15 protein-coding genes are annotated in these 16,608 nt (G+C 69.1%); 9 read left to right on the forward strand and 6 right to left on the reverse strand.

Features of this window, described 5'->3' with window-relative positions:
- Positions 1-103: 103 nt before the first annotated feature.
- Entirely contained in the window at positions 104-439 is a 336-nt protein-coding gene (locus LX81_RS08595) for a hypothetical protein (protein WP_111536885.1), read from the reverse strand.
- The gene (locus LX81_RS08600; protein ID WP_111536886.1) at positions 436-726 is read right to left on the reverse strand and encodes a hypothetical protein; all 291 of its coding nucleotides are present in this window, start codon (positions 724-726) and stop codon (positions 436-438) included. The genes LX81_RS08595 and LX81_RS08600 overlap by 4 nt, the downstream gene beginning before the upstream one ends.
- Before the next feature lie 406 nt (positions 727-1,132).
- Between LX81_RS08600 and LX81_RS08610 the strand changes: the two genes are divergently transcribed.
- Positions 1,133-3,346 carry a methyl-accepting chemotaxis protein gene (locus LX81_RS08610; protein ID WP_111536888.1) on the forward strand — a complete coding sequence of 738 codons (2,214 nt, stop codon included), beginning with the start codon at positions 1,133-1,135 and terminating at the stop codon, positions 3,344-3,346.
- A gap of 129 nt (positions 3,347-3,475) precedes the next feature.
- Here the strand turns inward: LX81_RS08610 and leuC are convergent, their stop codons facing one another.
- A complete protein-coding gene (leuC, locus tag LX81_RS08615) occupies positions 3,476-4,906 on the reverse strand; it encodes a 3-isopropylmalate dehydratase large subunit (protein ID WP_111536889.1) in 1,431 nt (476 codons plus the stop codon).
- A gap of 228 nt (positions 4,907-5,134) precedes the next feature.
- On the opposite strand from leuC, the gene LX81_RS08620 reads away from it, so the two are divergent.
- From LX81_RS08620 to LX81_RS08645, 6 genes are all read left to right on the forward strand, one after another.
- Positions 5,135-6,472, forward strand: coding sequence for a mechanosensitive ion channel family protein (locus LX81_RS08620; protein WP_111537002.1), 1,338 nt, complete (start codon positions 5,135-5,137; stop codon positions 6,470-6,472).
- Positions 6,473-6,487: 15 nt separating this feature from the next.
- Complete coding sequence (locus LX81_RS08625) at positions 6,488-6,817, forward strand: DnaJ family domain-containing protein (RefSeq protein WP_111536890.1); 330 nt, start codon at positions 6,488-6,490, stop codon at positions 6,815-6,817.
- Positions 6,818-6,858: 41 nt separating this feature from the next.
- A complete protein-coding gene (gene tspO / locus LX81_RS08630; protein ID WP_111536891.1) occupies positions 6,859-7,326 on the forward strand; it encodes a tryptophan-rich sensory protein TspO in 468 nt (155 codons plus the stop codon).
- A gap of 367 nt (positions 7,327-7,693) precedes the next feature.
- Entirely contained in the window at positions 7,694-9,538 is a 1,845-nt protein-coding gene (locus LX81_RS08635; RefSeq protein WP_234822541.1) for a TRAP transporter large permease subunit, read from the forward strand.
- Between the two features lie 25 nt (positions 9,539-9,563).
- Entirely contained in the window at positions 9,564-10,565 is a 1,002-nt protein-coding gene (locus LX81_RS08640) for a TRAP transporter substrate-binding protein (RefSeq protein ID WP_111536892.1), read from the forward strand.
- Positions 10,566-10,658: 93 nt separating this feature from the next.
- Positions 10,659-11,261 (forward strand): YitT family protein, encoded by a 603-nt coding sequence (locus LX81_RS08645; RefSeq protein ID WP_111536893.1) that lies wholly within the window; start codon positions 10,659-10,661, stop codon positions 11,259-11,261.
- Positions 11,262-11,289: 28 nt separating this feature from the next.
- Here LX81_RS08645 and LX81_RS08650 read toward each other — a convergent pair whose 3' ends face one another.
- On the reverse strand, positions 11,290-12,243 hold the full coding sequence (locus tag LX81_RS08650) for a UDP-glucuronic acid decarboxylase family protein (protein WP_111537004.1): 954 nt from the start codon (positions 12,241-12,243) through the stop codon (positions 11,290-11,292).
- A gap of 280 nt (positions 12,244-12,523) precedes the next feature.
- Positions 12,524-13,612: a hypothetical protein gene (locus LX81_RS08655; RefSeq protein ID WP_146259407.1), complete on the reverse strand. Its 1,089-nt coding sequence runs from the start codon at positions 13,610-13,612 to the stop codon at positions 12,524-12,526.
- Positions 13,613-13,687: 75 nt separating this feature from the next.
- Between LX81_RS08655 and LX81_RS22145 the strand changes: the two genes are divergently transcribed.
- Positions 13,688-14,317: a hypothetical protein gene (locus LX81_RS22145; protein ID WP_170133882.1), complete on the forward strand. Its 630-nt coding sequence runs from the start codon at positions 13,688-13,690 to the stop codon at positions 14,315-14,317.
- Positions 14,310-15,587 (forward strand): glycosyltransferase, encoded by a 1,278-nt coding sequence (locus tag LX81_RS08660; protein ID WP_170133883.1) that lies wholly within the window; start codon positions 14,310-14,312, stop codon positions 15,585-15,587. Before LX81_RS22145 ends, LX81_RS08660 begins: the two co-directional genes overlap by 8 nt.
- A gap of 16 nt (positions 15,588-15,603) precedes the next feature.
- Here LX81_RS08660 and galE read toward each other — a convergent pair whose 3' ends face one another.
- Positions 15,604-16,608, reverse strand: a complete 1,005-nt coding sequence (gene galE / locus LX81_RS08665; RefSeq protein WP_111536896.1) for a UDP-glucose 4-epimerase GalE — start codon at positions 16,606-16,608, stop codon at positions 15,604-15,606.

A 16,608-nucleotide genomic window follows, 5' to 3' on the forward strand; every position in this document is an offset into this window, starting at 1 on the left:
TGCCGGGAAATCAGGCGGATATTTTCGCCATGGTAGAGCCCGCGAGATCGCGCACAGCCGGGAGCCGAGACGCGCCGAGGCCCGGCTCGGAGGCTCGAGAGGGTCAGCGCGACAGGCGCACCGCGTAGCCGTTCGGCCAGATTACCGCGTCGTTCGAGACGTCCGCCTGGCCGTCGACGAGGAAGAAGGTTCCGGCTCCTATCAGGAAGGCGGTGCGTTCGTCGCGATTGGCGAGGGCGATGAAGGCCACGTCGTTTTCCTCGAGCCGGCCGAGGAACTCGAAGGTCGCCCCGTCGTCGACGATCTCGCAGGAAGCGGCCTGCTCAACCGTGTCGCCGTCGAAGTCGAGGATGGTCAGGGTGCAATCCACGGTCTGCGCCGACGCGGAACCGGAGGCGAGCAGTGCGGCCACCGACAGCAGGAGCGGATGCCGGCTCATGCACGGTCGACCCCCACGAGACGTCCCTCGGCCGAGAAGGTGCAGTAGAAGAAGAGGTCGTCGATCTGGCCCGGCACCGTGTACATGCCTTGATCGGGCTCGGCGGGCAGGGTGATCACGTCCATCGGCCTGGCGGAAAACTCCTCCGCCGCGGCACCACGGCAGAATCTCGGCATCTCGCCCTGGCTGACCAGATCCGGAGCGGCGCTGGACATGTCGGTATCGTCGACGCAGCCGGCCAGTCCCAGGGCCGAAAGAACGAGCGCGAAGCGAATTGGGTTGGTCATGCGGTGGGCCTCCCATGGCGATGCGTGCGTAGCCAGAGGATTGAAACCCGAAAAATATCGCCTTGTCATCGAAAATGTCCCGACGCGCGGAGGTCAGGGTCGTCGCGCATTGCCGACATCCCGGCTTCATCGGATATCGGCAATGCGGCCCGGTCGGGGGCCGGGTGGTCCGATCGTCTCAGACGGTCGCGCTCTCGGCCGTCGCGCCGGTGATCTCCCGCACGTCGTTGAGCGATGGAAACCTGCTGCCGCCTGCGCTGACCTTTGAACGAGATGTGTTTCCCGGGCGGCCGGAAATGGATGGTTAACCGGCGTCAACTATAGGGCCGTCGTCGGCGGACTCGCACGCTTCGGATTTCTCGCTCGTTAGAATTCGGTTGCTACCTGTTCTGAGCGGATAGTCCCGGTGGTCGTTCTTGGCCTCGGCAATGTGGGAACAGCTTTCGAGACCATATTCATGAGCCTGAAATTTCGCATATCCTTGGCAATCGCCATCCCCCTGATCACGACGCTCGGCCTTCTCGGAATTTTCGCACGGGGATATCTGCAGGATCTGCAGAAACTCCGTGACCTGGGCAATGTGGTCGCATTGGCCGACCGGGCTGGCGCCTTGGTCCATGAGTTGCAGATCGAGCGCGGACTGAGCGTAGGGTACATAACGGGAGGGCGTCCCGAGAACGTCCTCACCAAGTTGCAGGGACAACGACAAACGGTCGATGCCGAGTACGCGCGGTTTCGCGAGTTCCTTGGGTCAAGCGATATAGGGAGGGAAGTTCCCGCGCTTGGCGCGGATCTCGACAATATCGGCACCAGCCTGGAAAAGATTTCAGAGTTCCGAAACGAGGTTTCCACATCCCTGAATACGGGCGGTGAAGCCGCGGCGTTTTATACGGCACGCGTCGACGCGTTGATCGACGTGATCCGTCAGACCGTCGGCTACAGTCCCAACCTCGGTGTCGCGCGTGAATTGCAGCCGTATGTCTCGCTGGTCGAAGCCAAGGAGCATGGGGGCCTGGAACGCGCCTTTGGAGCCGCTCTATTCAATCAGGCCGCGGCCGGCGATGTCTCTCCCGCGACGTTCAAGACTTACCTCTCTCGGCTCACAGGAGAGAGACTGGCTCTGGATCGCTTTCGCTCGGAGAGCTCGCCGGTTCAGCAGGGTTGGTTCGACGAGATCGTCCGCGGCCCGGCCGTCGAGCAGGTTGCGGAACGGCGCGAGGTCCTGGCCGTGATCGACGAAACCCAGGATGGCCAGGGCATCGACGGAGCGGTCTGGTTTGCCGAGGCGACGGAACGGCTCGATCTCATCAAAGACGTTCACGAACGGATCGTCGCGGCGACATCGGACCACCTGCAGGGAGCGATCTCCGACGCCCACATTGCCTTGATCCGCCTGTTCGCGATTGGCGGGGGCGTGATCGCGGTCGCGTTGGCGGTCGGGATCCTCGGTGGTCGGTCCTTCTCTCGCGGCATGAGCGAGATGACGGACGCGATGAACCAGCTCGAATGCGGGGCGACGGATTTCGACATCCCCGGGACGGCGCGACGGGACGAAATCGGGGATACCCTCCGGGCCGTGGAGCGATTGGCTGGCAGCCTTGGCGACAGAGCGGCTGCCGCGGACCGCATTGCCCGCGGAAACCTGAAAGCCGATGTGACGCCGCATTCCGAGAAGGACCGTCTGGGGATTGCCCTTCGGGACATGGTGGTGAAGCTGCGCGAGGTGATCGCGAACGCGTCGACGAGCGCGAGCAATGTGAAGGAGGGGGCGTCGGTCATGTCGGCGACGGCCGGGCAACTATCGTCGGGCTCCACGCAGCAGGCTTCGGCGGTGGAGGAAGCCTCTGCTTCGGTCGAGGAGATGACGGCCAACATCCGACAGAACGCCGACAACGCGTCCCAGACGGAGAAGATCGCCGGGCAGTCGGCCGACGACGCCAGGAAGTCCGGCGAAGCCGTGGCCGATGCCGTGCGCGCGATGAAGACCATCGCCGAGAAGATCAACATCATCCAGGAGATCGCGCGGCAGACCGATCTCCTGGCGCTGAACGCGGCCGTGGAGGCTGCGCGCGCGGGAACCCACGGCAAGGGTTTCGCGGTGGTGGCATCGGAGGTGCGCAAGCTCGCGGAGCGGTCCCAGCAGGCGGCGACCGAGATCAGCCAGCTGTCCGTCGAGACGGTAGATGTCTCGGGCGAGGCGGGCCGTATGCTGGAGGCGCTGGTGCCCAACATCCAGCGCACGGCGGACCTCGTCTCCGAGATCTCGGCCTCGACGCGGGAGCAGAACGTGGGCGCCGAGCAGATCAACCAGGCGATCCGGGAGCTGAATGCTGTGATCCAGCAGAACGCCAGCGCTGCGGAGAGATCGGCGGCGACAAGCCAGCAGCTTGCGGCGCAGTCCCAGCAGCTGGCCGGCGTGATCTCCTTCTTCGAGGTCGAGGCACCGAAGGCCTCCGTGGTGACGTCCGCAGAGCCGCGCACCTTCACAGCGCCGAAGGTCACCGTCGCGACAGCGACCGAACCCGGGGGAAGCAGCCGGGAGGCAATGGTCGAAGCTTTCGAGCTCGACCTCGCCGCCGACGAAGTTTCAGACACGGATTTCCAGCGCTACGCAGGGTGAGGTTCACCCTGCTTCAGCACTGCAATGGAGCATTGCGGCGAAAGTCTGGAAGGTCCCGCATTGCCGACATCCCGGCTTCGTCGGATGTCGGCAATGCGGCCCGGTCGGGGGCCGGGTGGTTCGGTCGCCTCAGACGGTCGCGCTCTCGGCCGTCGCGCCGGTGATCTCCCGCACGTCCGTGAGCCGGCCCGTGACCGCGGCGGCGGCGGCCATGGCGGGGGACATGAGGTGGGTGCGGCCGCCCTTGCCCTGACGGCCCTCGAAATTGCGGTTCGAGGTGGCCGCGCAGCGCTCTCCGGGGCTGAGCTGGTCGGGGTTCATGCCGAGGCACATGGAACAGCCCGCCATCCGCCATTCGAAGCCCGCTTCGGTGAAGATCTCCGCGAGCCCCTCCTCCTCGGCCTGCGCGCGGACGAGGCCGGAGCCGGGCACGACCATGGCGCGGATCCCGGGCTTGATCTTGTGGCCCTTCAGCACGGCGGCGGCGGCGCGCAGATCCTCGATCCGGCCGTTGGTGCAGGAGCCGAGGAACACGGTGTCGATCTCGATATCGGTGAGCTTCGTGCCGGGCGCGAGGCCCATGTAGCTGAGCGCGCGTTTCGCCGCGTCGCGCTTGCCGCCCTGGAAGCTGTCGGGATCGGGCACGACGGCCGAGATCGGCAGCGCGTCCTCGGGCGAGGTGCCCCAGGTCACGGTGGGCTCGATCTCCTCCGCCTTCAGCGTCACGACCTTGTCCCACTGCGCGTCGTCGTCCGATCGGAGCGTCTTCCACCAGGCGAGCGCCGCTTCCCATTGCGCGCCCTTGGGGGCATGGGGACGGCCGCGGACATAGTCGAAGGTGGTCTCGTCCGGGGCGACCAGTCCGGCGCGCGCGCCGCCCTCGATCGCCATGTTGCAGATCGTCATCCGGCCTTCCATCGACAGTGCGCGGATCGCCTCCCCGCAATATTCGATGACGTGGCCGGTGCCGCCCGCCGTGCCGGTCTTGGCGATGATCGAGAGCACGATGTCCTTGGCGGTGACGCCCAGGGGGAGCTTGCCCGTCACCTCCACCTTCATGTTCTTCGATTTCGACTGGATCAGGGTCTGGGTGGCGAGGACGTGCTCCACCTCCGACGTGCCGATGCCGTGGGCGAGCGCGCCGAAGGCGCCGTGGGTCGCGGTATGGCTGTCGCCGCAGACGACCGTCATGCCCGGCAGCGTCCAGCCCTGCTCCGGACCGATGATGTGCACGATGCCCTGGCGGATGTCGTCGACGGGGTAGTAGACGACGCCGAACTCGCGCGCGTTGCGATCGAGCGCTTCGAGCTGGATGCGGCTTTCCTCGTTGTCGATGCCCTTCGCGCGGTCCACGTCGGTGGGCACGTTGTGGTCGGGCACGGCGATCGTCCGGCCGGGCGCGCGGACCTGGCGGCCCGCCATCCGGAGCCCCTCGAACGCCTGGGGAGAGGTCACCTCGTGGACCAGGTGGCGGTCGATGTAGATCAGGCTGGTGCCGTCCTCGGCCGCGTGGACCAGGTGGGCGTCCCAGATCTTGTCGTAGAGCGTCTTGGGGGACATGGCGTCCTCTCCTTGGCGAAATTCGTGCGGATGGCGTCGGGTCGCGGTCACGCGCGGCTACGCCCGGGCCAGCACCGAGTGGGTGGCCCCGAAGAAGCGCTCCGCGAGACGGGCGCGATCGGCCAGATCGTGGATCCGTGACATGGCCGGGTTTCTAGACCATCGGGGCGGGCGGGGGAAGGGCCGTGCCGCTTGTCTCGCGCCGCGGCGGACGGCATGATTTCGGGCATGGACGCGGAATACACGGCGCTCTTGGCCGAGGCCCGGGATCTCTGGGCGCTCATCAGATTGCAGTTCCAGAACCTGCTGCTGCCGTCGCGGCTGTGGCAGGTGGCGATCCTCGTCGCGATCTTCGCGGCGGCCCATCTCGTCGCGGCCATCGCCCGGCCGAGGATGCGGGAATGGATGCGCGGGCTCGAGAACCGCCCGACCTGGCAGCTGCGGCTTCTCCTGACGATCAACCGGCGCCTCAGGCTCCTGGTCTTCACGGTGCTCGTCTGGATCGCGGTCTGGATCGCGCGGGAGGCCTCGCCCTTCCCGTCGCGGTCGTTCCTGCTTGCGCTCGCGGCGAGCCTGGCGCTGGCCTGGGTGGCGGTGATCTTCGCCGCGCGGCTGGTGCGCAATCCGGTGCTGCGCTCTGTCGTGCGCTGGGGGCTCTGGGTCTACGTCACGCTGGTGGTGCTCGGCGTCGCCGACGAGGTGGGCGGCGCGCTCGACGGGGTGGCGTTCTCCTTCGGCTCGTTCCGGCTCAGCGTGCTTACGATCATCAAGGCGGTGGTGATCCTCTCGGCGCTCTTCATCGTCGCGCGGTTCGTCGCGGCGGGCAGCGCGGAGCGGATCCGGCGCAACGAGGAGATCAGCCCGTCGATGCGGGTCCTCGCGGTGAAGGTGCTGCAGATCGTGCTCTACGGCGCGGCGTTCTTCATCGGGCTGAAGGTGGTTGGGGTGGACCTTACCGGACTCGCCGTGCTCTCGGGCGCGATCGGCGTGGGCCTCGGCTTCGGGTTGCAGAAGGTCGTCTCGAACCTCGTCTCGGGCGTCATCATCCTGCTCGACAAGTCGATCAAGCCCGGCGACGTGATCTCGCTCGGGGAGACGTTCGGCTGGGTCGGCACGCTCGGCGCGCGCTATGCCTCGGTCACCACGCGGGACGGCAAGGAATACCTGATCCCGAACGAGGACCTGATCACCGGACAGGTGGTCAACTGGTCCCATTCCAACACCTTCGTGCGGCTCGACATCACGTTCGGCACCGCCTACGGCGACGATCCGCACAAGGTGCGCCGCGTCGCGATCGAGGCGGCCTCGGCCGTGGAGCGGGTGCTGACCACGCGGCCGCCCGTCTGCCACATCACCGGCTTCGGCAATTCGTCGGTAGACTACATCCTGCGGTTCTGGATCACCGACCCGGCGGGCGGGCTCACCAATATCCGCGGCAACGTCTATCTCGCGCTCTGGGACGCGTTCCAGGAGCACGGCATCTCGATCCCGTTCCCGCAGCGCGAGGTGCGGGTTCTGAACGATGCGATCCGGGTCGAGGACGGGCTTGCGAAGGGCGAGGGGTGAGGCCATCTTCGCCGCATGTCATGGCTCTGGCGCATCGCGGAACGCAGGATCGAGGAGGCGCGGGAGGCCGGTGATCTCACCGGTCTCGCGGGCGAGGGCCGTCCGCTCGATCTCGGCGGCGCGGAGCGCGGGATCGACGCGATCGAGGCGGCGGGCCACCGGATGATGAAGGCCGAAGGCGTCGTGCCGCCGGAGGTGGCGCTCAGGCGGAAGGCGGCGGAGCAGCGCGCGGTTCTCGCGGCCACCGAGGATCCGGAGGCGCGCAAGGTCGCGATGGCGGCGCTGTCGGAGACGATGATGCGGATCGCGATGATGTCGGAGCGGCGCCGCGGTCTTCGGGGCTGATCGGCACTGGATTACGGCGCCGGAATCGCTAAGTTCGCCACATGGACTGGACCCTCTTTCTCATTTTTCTCTTCTCCTGCGGCGCGGCGGCGGCGACCGGCGCGGCCTTCAAGCCCGGACGCTGGTACGAGGCGCTGGAGAAGCCTTCGTGGACGCCGCCCAACTGGGTCTTCCCGGTGGCCTGGACGCTGCTCTATCTCTTCATGTCCTTCGCCGCGGCGCGGGTGGCCGTCGAGCCGCTCAACGCCTATGCGATGGCCTTTTTCGCCATGCAGATCGCGTTCAACACGCTCTGGACGCCGGTCTTCTTCGGGCTGCACAACACCCGCGGGGGCCTCGTGGTGATCGCGTTCCTGTGGTTCGCGGTGGCGGGCACGCTCTTCACGTTCCTCGAGCGCGATCTTCTCGCGGGGCTGCTCATCGTGCCCTATCTCGCCTGGGTGACGATCGCCGCGGCGCTGAACTTCGAGGTCTGGAGGCTGAACCGCCACGCGCCCATGGCGACCTGATCCCCGGTCGCGCGAAGCCTCGGGATCGGGAGGGACGCCGGTGCCGACAGCCCCATGCGGGGCCTCGGCAGGGAGGGCGCGAGCGCTGTCAAGATTCCGGCTCGCCCCGTGATCCGGACCTGTGGCGGGATGGCGCTCGATCCTCATTTACCGATGAAGGTTTGACGTGGAAGGCCCTGTTTGCCTTCGCGAATTTAGTCTGTCTCTTTCGGTATGACGCGGGAGGGCTGGGTGCTGAAACTGTCGGATGCCTCGCCGCGATGCGACCCTCATTGGCGAGCGTGATCCAGAGGGATGACGTTTCCGCGCGGCACGCCCCGCAGGTGGCCGAGACCCGCGCGGCGGACCGGATGCGCGGAGGCACGGCATGTCCGGCGCCGGGCATGGCGGGGCGATGAAGGCGGCGCCCGGAGATCGGGGCATCCCCCGGTATGCGGCGCTGCTCCTCGGTGCGGCGGAGGCGGGTCTCGGGGCCGCGAGCGCGCTGCTCCTCGGGATGCTCCTCGCGCTCGTCGCGACGGGCGCCGTGCTGCGCTACGTCTTCGGCACGGGGATACTCGGGGCCGAGGATGCGGCGCTCTGGCTCCACGTGGCGATCCTCTCCGTGGCCCTGCCGCTGACGCTCCGCTCCGCGCTGGCGATGCGCCTCACGGTCCTGCGCGAGCGGATGCCGGATCGCGCGGGACGGGCGGCGGATGTCCTCGCCGATGCGGTCGTCCTGCTCTCCGGTCTGGTGATCCTGCTCGGCGGGCGGAAGGTCGCGGACCTGGTGGGGGGGATCAGCCCCGGGCTCGGCCTGCCGGAATGGATCCCCTTCGCGCTCTTTTCCGCGGGGGGTGGTCTCGTCGTCGTCCTCGTCGCGCTCGCCCGCGTCGCGGAGCGGCGCATCGCGGGGCTTGCGCTGGCCGCTGGGATCGCCGCCGCGCTCTATCTCGCGGGGCAGGGATTGCGGGTCGAGACCGGAATGCCGCCCTCCGCGCTCCTCGCGGGGATCGCGGCGCTCGGCCTCGTCGCGGGGGCGCCCCTGCCGCACACCCTTTTCGCCGCCGCCTATCTCGTGCTGCCCTTCGGCGCGCCGCTGCCCGAACCCGCGATCGTCAATACCGCCGTGGCCGGCATGTCGAAGTTCCTCCTCCTCGCGGTGCCGTTCTTCCTCCTCGCGGGGCTGTTCCTGTCGGCCTCCGGCATCGCCACGGCCCTCGTGCGGTTCGCCGATACGCTGGTCGGCCATCGCCGCGGCGGCGTGGGTCAGACCACGCTCGTCACCAACCTCCTCTTCGCGGGGGCGTCGGGCTCCTCGATCGCCTCGGCGGCCTTCGGGGCGAGCACGTTCCAGCCCGAGCTCGTGCGGCGCGGCTACACCCCCGCGCGGGCGGCCGCGATCGTGGCGGCGACCTCCGTGCTCGACAACGTCATCCCGCCCTCGATCGCGATCCTGATCCTCGCCGGGGCGACGAACCTTTCGGTAGGCGCCCTTCTCCTGGGCGGCCTCTGGGCGGGCCTCCTGATGGCCGCGGCGCTCTTCGTGGCGATCGGCCTGACGAGCGCGGAGCCCGCGCGCGGATCGGCGGCCTCGGCCGGAGATCGCTGGCAAGGCGCGCTCGGCGCGGTGCCGGCCTTCGGGCTCGGCCTGATCGTCGTGGCGGGCATCCGTTTCGGGGTCGTCACCGTCACGGAGGCCGCGTCCATGGCCGCGCTCTACACGCTCGGCCTCGCGCTGCGGGGCGGCGTTGGGATCGCCGGGCTCTTCCGCCTCTTCCGGCAGGGCGCGATCGAGACGGCGGCGATCGCGCTCCTGATCGCGACGGCCGCGCCCGCGGCGTTCCTGCTCGCGGTCGACGACGTGTCGGGGGCGATCTCGGTCCTCGTCGCGGGGGCCGGGCCCCTGGGCGTGCTGGCCTTGTCGTGCGCGATCCTGCTTCTCGCGGGCCTCGTCCTCGATATCGGCGCGGCGCTCCTCCTCTTCGGACCGCTCCTGCTGCCGCCCGCCACGCAGGCGGGCCTCGATCCGATCACGTTCGGCGTCATCGTCGTGGTGGCGCTGATGATCGGCGGGCTGACGCCGCCCCTGGGCGTACTGGTCTTCGTGACCGCGGGCATCACGAAGGTGCCGACGGACGCGCTCTTCCGGGCGGTGATACCCTATATCCTCGCGCTTGCCGCGGCGCTCGCAATCATCTGCGTCTTCGCCTATGCCACGGCGCAAGCCTGAAATCCCGCCAGGCAGGGAGATGCCCATGTCCGCGCCAGCCCGACCCGATCGCCGCACGTTCCTCGGGACCGGCGCAGCGGGCCTGCTCGCCGCGCCGATGCTCGCGCGCCCCGCCCGCGCGCAGCAGAGCGTCACCGTGGCCTCGCTCCTCGCCGCCGACAAGCCCGAGACGCTGATCTGGACCCGGATCGCGGACCGGATGGAGGAACGGATGCCCGGGGCCTTCGCGTTCAACATCGTGCCCAACGCGGCGCTCGGGGGCGAGCGCGAGGTGGCGCAGAACGCGCGTCTCGGGGCGGTGCAGGGGTCGCTCTCGACGGTCTCGGTGATGTCGGCCTGGGTGCCGGAGACGCAGATCCTCGATCTGCCCTTCCTTTTCCGCGATGCCGCGCACCTGAAGGCCGTGACCGGCGGAGAGATCGGCGAGGCCCTGCGCGCGCGCCTCCGCGACGCGGGGTTCGTCGCGCCGTCCTTCATCGATTACGGCGCGCGGCAGCTCCTGTCGAAGAGCCCGATCCGGCGGCCGTCGGAGCTTCGGGGGCTCAACATGCGGGTGATCCAGAGCCCGCTCCACACGACGCTCTGGTCCGGCTACGGCGCGATCCCCACAGGCATCCCGATCGTGGAGGTCTACAACGCGCTCGAGACGGGCGTGGTCGATGCGATGGACCTGACGAAGAGCGCCTATGCCGGGTTCAACCTCTACGAGGTCGTCCCCGACCTGACCGAGACGTCGCATATCCGTGCCGCGGGCATCGTCTATTTCTCCCGCGCCTTCTGGGACGGCCTCGACGCGGAACACCGGGAGGTGCTGGGCGAGGAGGTGCGCGCCGCGGCGGGCTATTTCGATGCGCTCATCGTCCGGGACGAGGTCCGCGCGATGGAGGAGGCGCGCGCGGGTGGCGGCGTCGTGGTCGAGCCCGAGGAGATGGAGGCCTGGATCGCGGGCGCCCGGCCCGTGTGGGAGGAGATGGCCGAAAGCGTCGGCGGCATGGACCGGATCGAGGCGATCCGCGAAACGGGCTAGGTCTCGCGGCCGGGACCGGCGGAGGGCCGAAACGTCAGCCGGGGCGGTCGCTTCAGGATTGCGTGTCCCCGCGCGAGGCGGCATCACGAATTCATGGTCGACGCGCCCCGCCACAGCCTTCTCGACGATGCCCAGGGATTGGGGTTCGGCGTCTTCTGCGCGGCGCTCGGCCTGCAGGTCCTGACCTTCGCGGGGCTCGTCACGGGCCAGACGGCGGGGATCGCGGTGATCGTCTCGTATCTCACGGGCTGGTCCTTCGGCCCGGTCTTCTTCGTCATCAACCTACCCTTCTACTGGCTCGGATGGCGCCGGATGGGCGCGACCTTCACGGTCAAGTCGCTTCTCTCGGTCACGCTCCTGTCGATCCTGACGGAGCTCCTGCCGATGGGATTCGAGATCGAGCGGCTGAACCCCGCGCTCGGGGCGGTGATCTTCGGGGTGCTGACGGGCCTCGGCCTCCTGGCCCTTTTCCGACATGGCGGGTCGCTCGGCGGCGTCGGGATCGTCGCGCTCTACGCGCAGGACCGGTTCGGCATCCAGGCGGGATATCTGCAGCTCGCCTTCGATGCCGTGCTCTTCGCGGTGGCGTTCCTGATCTTCCCGGTGCCGATCGTGATCTGGTCGCTGCTGGGTGCGGTGGTCCTCAATCTCGTCATCGCCATCAACCACCGCCGTGACCGCTACGTGGCGACCTGAGCGCCACGCAGCCGTCGCGGGAGCCCTGTCACGCCTGTTCGGCGAGGACCCCGCGGAAATAGTCGATCGTGCGTCCGAGCCCCTCGGAGAGGGTGATCTCCGGGCGCCAGTCGAGCAATTCGCCCGCGCGGGTGATGTCGGGGCGGCGCTGCTGCGGGTCGTCCTCCATCGCGGGGCGGTCGACCAGTTCCGAGCGCGAGCCGGTGGCGGCGATCACGGTCTCGGCGAGCTCGCGGATCGTCATTTCGTTGGGGTTGCCGATATTGACGGGGCCGCTGACATTCTCGGGTGTCGCCATCATCCGCATCATGCCCTCGATCAGGTCGTCGACGAAGCAGAAGGACCGGGTCTGGCTCCCGCCGCCATAGACGGTGATCGGCTCGCCCCGCAGGGCCTGCACGACGAAGTTCGAGATCACCCGCCCGTCGCCCAGGTTCATCCGCGGCCCGTAGGTGTTGAAGATGCGGATCACCTTCACGTCCATCCCGTGCTGGCGGCGATAGTCGAAGACCAGCGTTTCGGCGCAGCGCTTGCCCTCGTCGTAGCAGGAGCGGGGGCCGATCGGATTGACGTTGCCCCAGTAGGATTCGACCTGCGGATGGACGACGGGATCGCCGTAGATCTCCGAGGTCGATGCCTGCAGCAGCTTGGCCTTACAGCGCTTGGCGAGCCCCAGCATGTTGATCGCGCCGATCACGGAGGTCTTCGTGGTCTGGACGGGATCGTGCTGGTAATGGATCGGCGAGGCCGGGCAGGCGAGGTTGTAGATCTCGTCCACCTCCACGTAGAGCGGGAAGGTCACGTCGTGGCGCATCGCCTCGAAGCCGGGCTTGCCGAGCAGATGCGAGATGTTCGAACGCCGCCCGGTGAAGTAATTGTCGACGCAGAGGACCTCGTGCCCGTCCGCGACGAGCCGTTCGCAAAGATGACTGCCCAGAAATCCGGCGCCGCCTGTGACCAATATACGCTTACTATCCAAAATACTTGCCCTCGATCTGATTGTTTCCCCCGGCCGGACCGGAGGATGTCCTTCAAGCCGCCCGGAGGCCCGAGCCCCGTGAAACGCGACAGCCACCACGCCGTGCAATGTCGCCCGTGACCGCGAGATATGGAAGCCGCATCGTCCTATGATCGTGGCTGCCAGTCGAACCCTTTCGTCCACACGCCCATACTATCGCCATCTCCGGCGGAAAAGCCGCTACGCGTCTCTCGAAGCGCAGCATGAGGGCCGACGATAATGAGAGTGACAGAGCCGCCCGTTTTCAGGGCAGCGGGATTTCCGCGAAACCGCCCTCGGCGCGCCGAGTGAGCGGCCAGGCGACGAGGTCGCGTTCGGGGCCCACGCGGCAGGCCCCGTCGAGCGGCATCCGCACCGCCGTGAGCCAGACCGGGCCGTCGAGGACATCGAAGTTCCGCGACGGGCTCTCTGGGGCCAACAGCGCGGGATAGGCGTAGACGGCGGGCGCCGCGCAGTCGCGCCGCCAGAGGAGCGGCAGCGCGGCCAGAAGCTCTGGCTCCGTCCAGTGGATCAGGTCGTCCGAACGCTGTAGCCAGAGGCCCGGGCGGCCCGACACCGTCCGGGGCGTCACCGCGAGCCAGCCCCCGGACGCGTCCGCCACGACGGAGGAGAGGGTGGAGACGACACCGTCCACCGGCGCGCAGGTATCGCCGTCCGGCCCCCCGTCGAGACGGGCGGCGAACCCCTCTCCGTCCCAGGCGCGCCATTCTCCGCCAGGTAGCGGGCGGCGCAGCAGGCAAGCCCCGCGGGCCTGCGCGCCGGAGGCCTCCGCGAAGACGAAGACATGCAGGAAATCGCCGTCGCGGAAGATGTTCGACGGGTTGAAATAGCCCGTGCGCCGGGTCTGCGCCGGGTCGTAGGGAAAAGGAAGCGCCGCGACGGGCGGTCCGGGGCGCCTGTCGAAGCGCCCCGCATCCGTTCGCTCGAGCGCGATGACCGAATTGCGCCAGCAGGCCGCGTAGTCCTCGGCCAGGCAGGTTCCGTGCCGATGGCCGTGATATTCGACATGGGCCAGCGCCTCGAACCGGCCGTCGGGACGCAGCCATGTGGAATGGATCCAGGCGCGGTCGTCGTTTTGCGTCGGATCGGGGTCATGGCCGCCCGCATAGACGACCCCGCAATCGCGCGAGAGGGTGAACGGATCGGGCCCGCGGGCGATGCGCGAGGATTCCGAGCCCGCCACGAGCGCCACGCCGCCCTCCTCCCGCCAGAACCGCGCCGGGGTGTCGGGGATGTCCCAGCGTGCGCAGGCGTCCTCCGACCAGTCGTAGAGGACGGTCTGCGCGGTCGCGGGTGCCGCCAGGAGGCACAGGATAGCCCAAATCCACCGCATTTCGCACCTCGCCGTTAAATCCGCATTCAGGGATATCCGGCTTAAGAATTGGCGAACGCAGACCGGAGCCTCGCCATGCCAGAGATGTCCAGCAACGCCGCCGATCCCGAAGCGGGCACGGACGGTCGCCTCAACGGCGTCGTCGACGTGCCGCGCGCGAACCGCGTCGCGGGATGGGCGATCGACCGCGCCGATCCCGAGGCGGCCGTGACGGTGCGCGTCACGCGCGAAGGCCGCGTCGTGGCCGAACTGCGCGCCGATACCCCCCGGCCGGATCTCGAACGCAACGGGATCGGCACCGGGCGCTACGGCTTTTCCGTCGATCTCGATCCGCCGCTCGAGCCGGGCTTCGAGTTCACGATCGAAGCGACGGCCCATGTGGACGGCGTGGCGCCCATGCCGCTGCGCCGGATCGGCCGGGCCGCGGACAGGGACGAGCCGGGCCGGCGCCTGCCGGAGCGGACGTTCGAGGAGGTGGTGGCGCTTCGCGCGCGGCTGGAGACCGGCCTCGAGCGCGATACCGCGCCGCTCCGTGAGACGCTCGACCGGATCGAGATCGTCCAGGCGCGGATCGAGACGGCGCTCGGAGGTCTCGAGGCGCCGCCGCGTACGGGCGGACGGGGCCTCGGTCTCGCGGTCGCGGCGGCCCTGGCGATCGGGGCGGGCTCGCTGGCCCTCGGGCTCTGGTCGCTCTTCGGTGCCTGACGGAGCCGCGGGGCCGGGCGCGATCGCGACCCCGGCGCTGCGGCGGGGTGTGCGGCCCCATATTCTTTTCGTCCACGATGACGGTCCGGGCCAGTTCGGGGCGCTCGGGCGGTATCTCGCCACGCTCGGATGGCCCGTCACCTTCGCCGCGCGCGCGGCGACGGCCATCCCCGAATGCGGCTCGCTTCGCTATGCGCCCGCGCGCGCGCCGTCGTCGCGGACCCATCCCTATGCGCAGCCGTTCGACCGGGCGGCGCTGAACGGCCAGGGCTTCGCCCGCGCGGCGCTCGCGGCCGGGCGATCGGGCTTGCGGCCGGATATCGTCGTCTCCCATGCCGGGCCCGGGGCGGGCCTTTTCGCGCGCGACGTCTTTCGCGGGGTCCGCACAGTCGCCTATGCGGAATGGTGGTACAACCATCCCGCGCCCGACCTCGCCTATCTCGGCGCGACGCATGGTGATCTGTCGGATCCCGACCAGGCGATGGTCGAGCGGGGCAGGAACGCCGCGATGGCGCTCGAGATCGCGGCGGCGGACCGGGTTCTCTGCCCGACCGCGTTCCAGGCCGCGCAATTTCCCGACGCGCTCCGCGGGGGGATGACGATCTGCCACGACGGGATCGACACCGAATTCTTCCGTCCCCGCTCGGGCGGCGCCGATCCGATGGACCGGCCGGACGCGCTCGAAGGTCTCGCGCCCTCCACACCGCTCGTCACCTACGCCACGCGGGGGATGGAGCCGCACCGGGGCTTTCCGCAATTCATGGCGGCATTGCCCGCCATCCAGGCCGCCCGGCCCGACGCGGTGATCGCGATCGCGGGCACGCCTTCGGTGGCCTACGGGACCGATGCGATGCGGCGGGTGGACTGGCTCGGCGAGGGGCTCGCGACGCCGGGCCTCGATCGCGGCCGGGTCGTGCTTCTGGGAAAGCTTCCGCTACGCTCCTATCGCTGGCTTTTGCGCCGGAGCGACGCGCATGTCTACCTGACCGTGCCCTTCGTGCTGTCGTGGTCGATGCTCGAGGCGATGGCCACGGGCGCGCGGCTCGTCCTGTCCGATACCGCGCCGGTGACGGAGTTCGCGGATGACGCCACCGCGCGGCTCGTCGACATGCGCGCGCCGGATGCGCTTTCGGACGCGGTACTCGATGTCCTCGCGGACCCGTGGGCCGCGGCGCGGCGGGCCACGGCCGCCCGCGACCGCGTCCTCGCCCGCGCCGCGGCGCGGGAGATGCTGGCCCGTCGGGCGGCACTCTTGGGCGAGATCGCCTGAAGCGCCGCCTCTCCCGTCACTCCGCGGCGATCCGCGTTCCGAGGTAGTGGTCCAACCCGTAGGAGCCGTGCCAGGCGATGGCCGCCGACAGGAGGCTCTGCGCATCGGAATGGCGCGGCGTCCAGCCGAGCTCGGTCCGGGCCCGCGTCGTATCGGCGATGAGCCGCGCCGGGTCGCCGGGGCGGGCGGGCTTGACCTGCGACGGGACCGGGCGGCCCGTCACGGCCTCGGCGGCCGCGAGGATCTCGCGCACGCTCGTCCCGGTGCCCGACCCGAGATTGTAGCGCGCCATGACGCCGGGACGCGCCCGCTTCAGCGCCCGCAGATGCGCATCGGCGAGATCGATCACGGAGACGAAATCGCGGATGCAGGACCCGTCGGGCGTGTCCCACTCTCCGCCATAGACGTCGAACCCCGCGCGGTTGCCAAGCGCGGCCTCGACGACGAGCGGGATCGCGTGGCTCTCCCGGCGATGCGCCTCGCCGTGCCGTCCGTCGAGATCGGCGCCCGCCGCGTTGAAGTAGCGCAGCGCCGTCGCCGCCATCCCGTAACCCGTCGCGTAGCCCTCCAGGAGATGTTCCACGGCGAGCTTCGAGGCGCCGTAGGGCGTCGCGGGCGCGATCGGATCGTCCTCCCGGATGGGGCGATCGAAGCCGTGTGCATAGACTGCGGCGGTGGAGGAGAAGACGATCCGCCCCACGCCCTCGGCCCGCATCGCCTCCAGAAGGCTCATCGAGCCGGCGGTGTTGACCGACCAGTAGCCCGCCGGATCGGTGATCGAGTCGGGTACCGAGATCAGCGCCGCGAGATGGACGACATGGTCGATCCCGCGCCGCCGGAGGATGGCCGCGACCGCATCGGTATCGCGGATGTCGGCCACGTCGAGCCGGTCGGCCTCGACGGCGCCGGCATGGCCCTCGCTGAGATCGTCGAGGACGAAGGCCTCGATTCCCTGCCGCCTGAAATGGCGGAAACAGGCGCTGCCGACATAGCCGGCGCCACCGGTGAGCAATATGCGCAT

Origin of the sequence: Palleronia aestuarii (assembly GCF_003253995.1) — a bacterium.
Taxonomy (GTDB): Bacteria; Pseudomonadota; Alphaproteobacteria; order Rhodobacterales; family Rhodobacteraceae; genus Palleronia; species Palleronia aestuarii.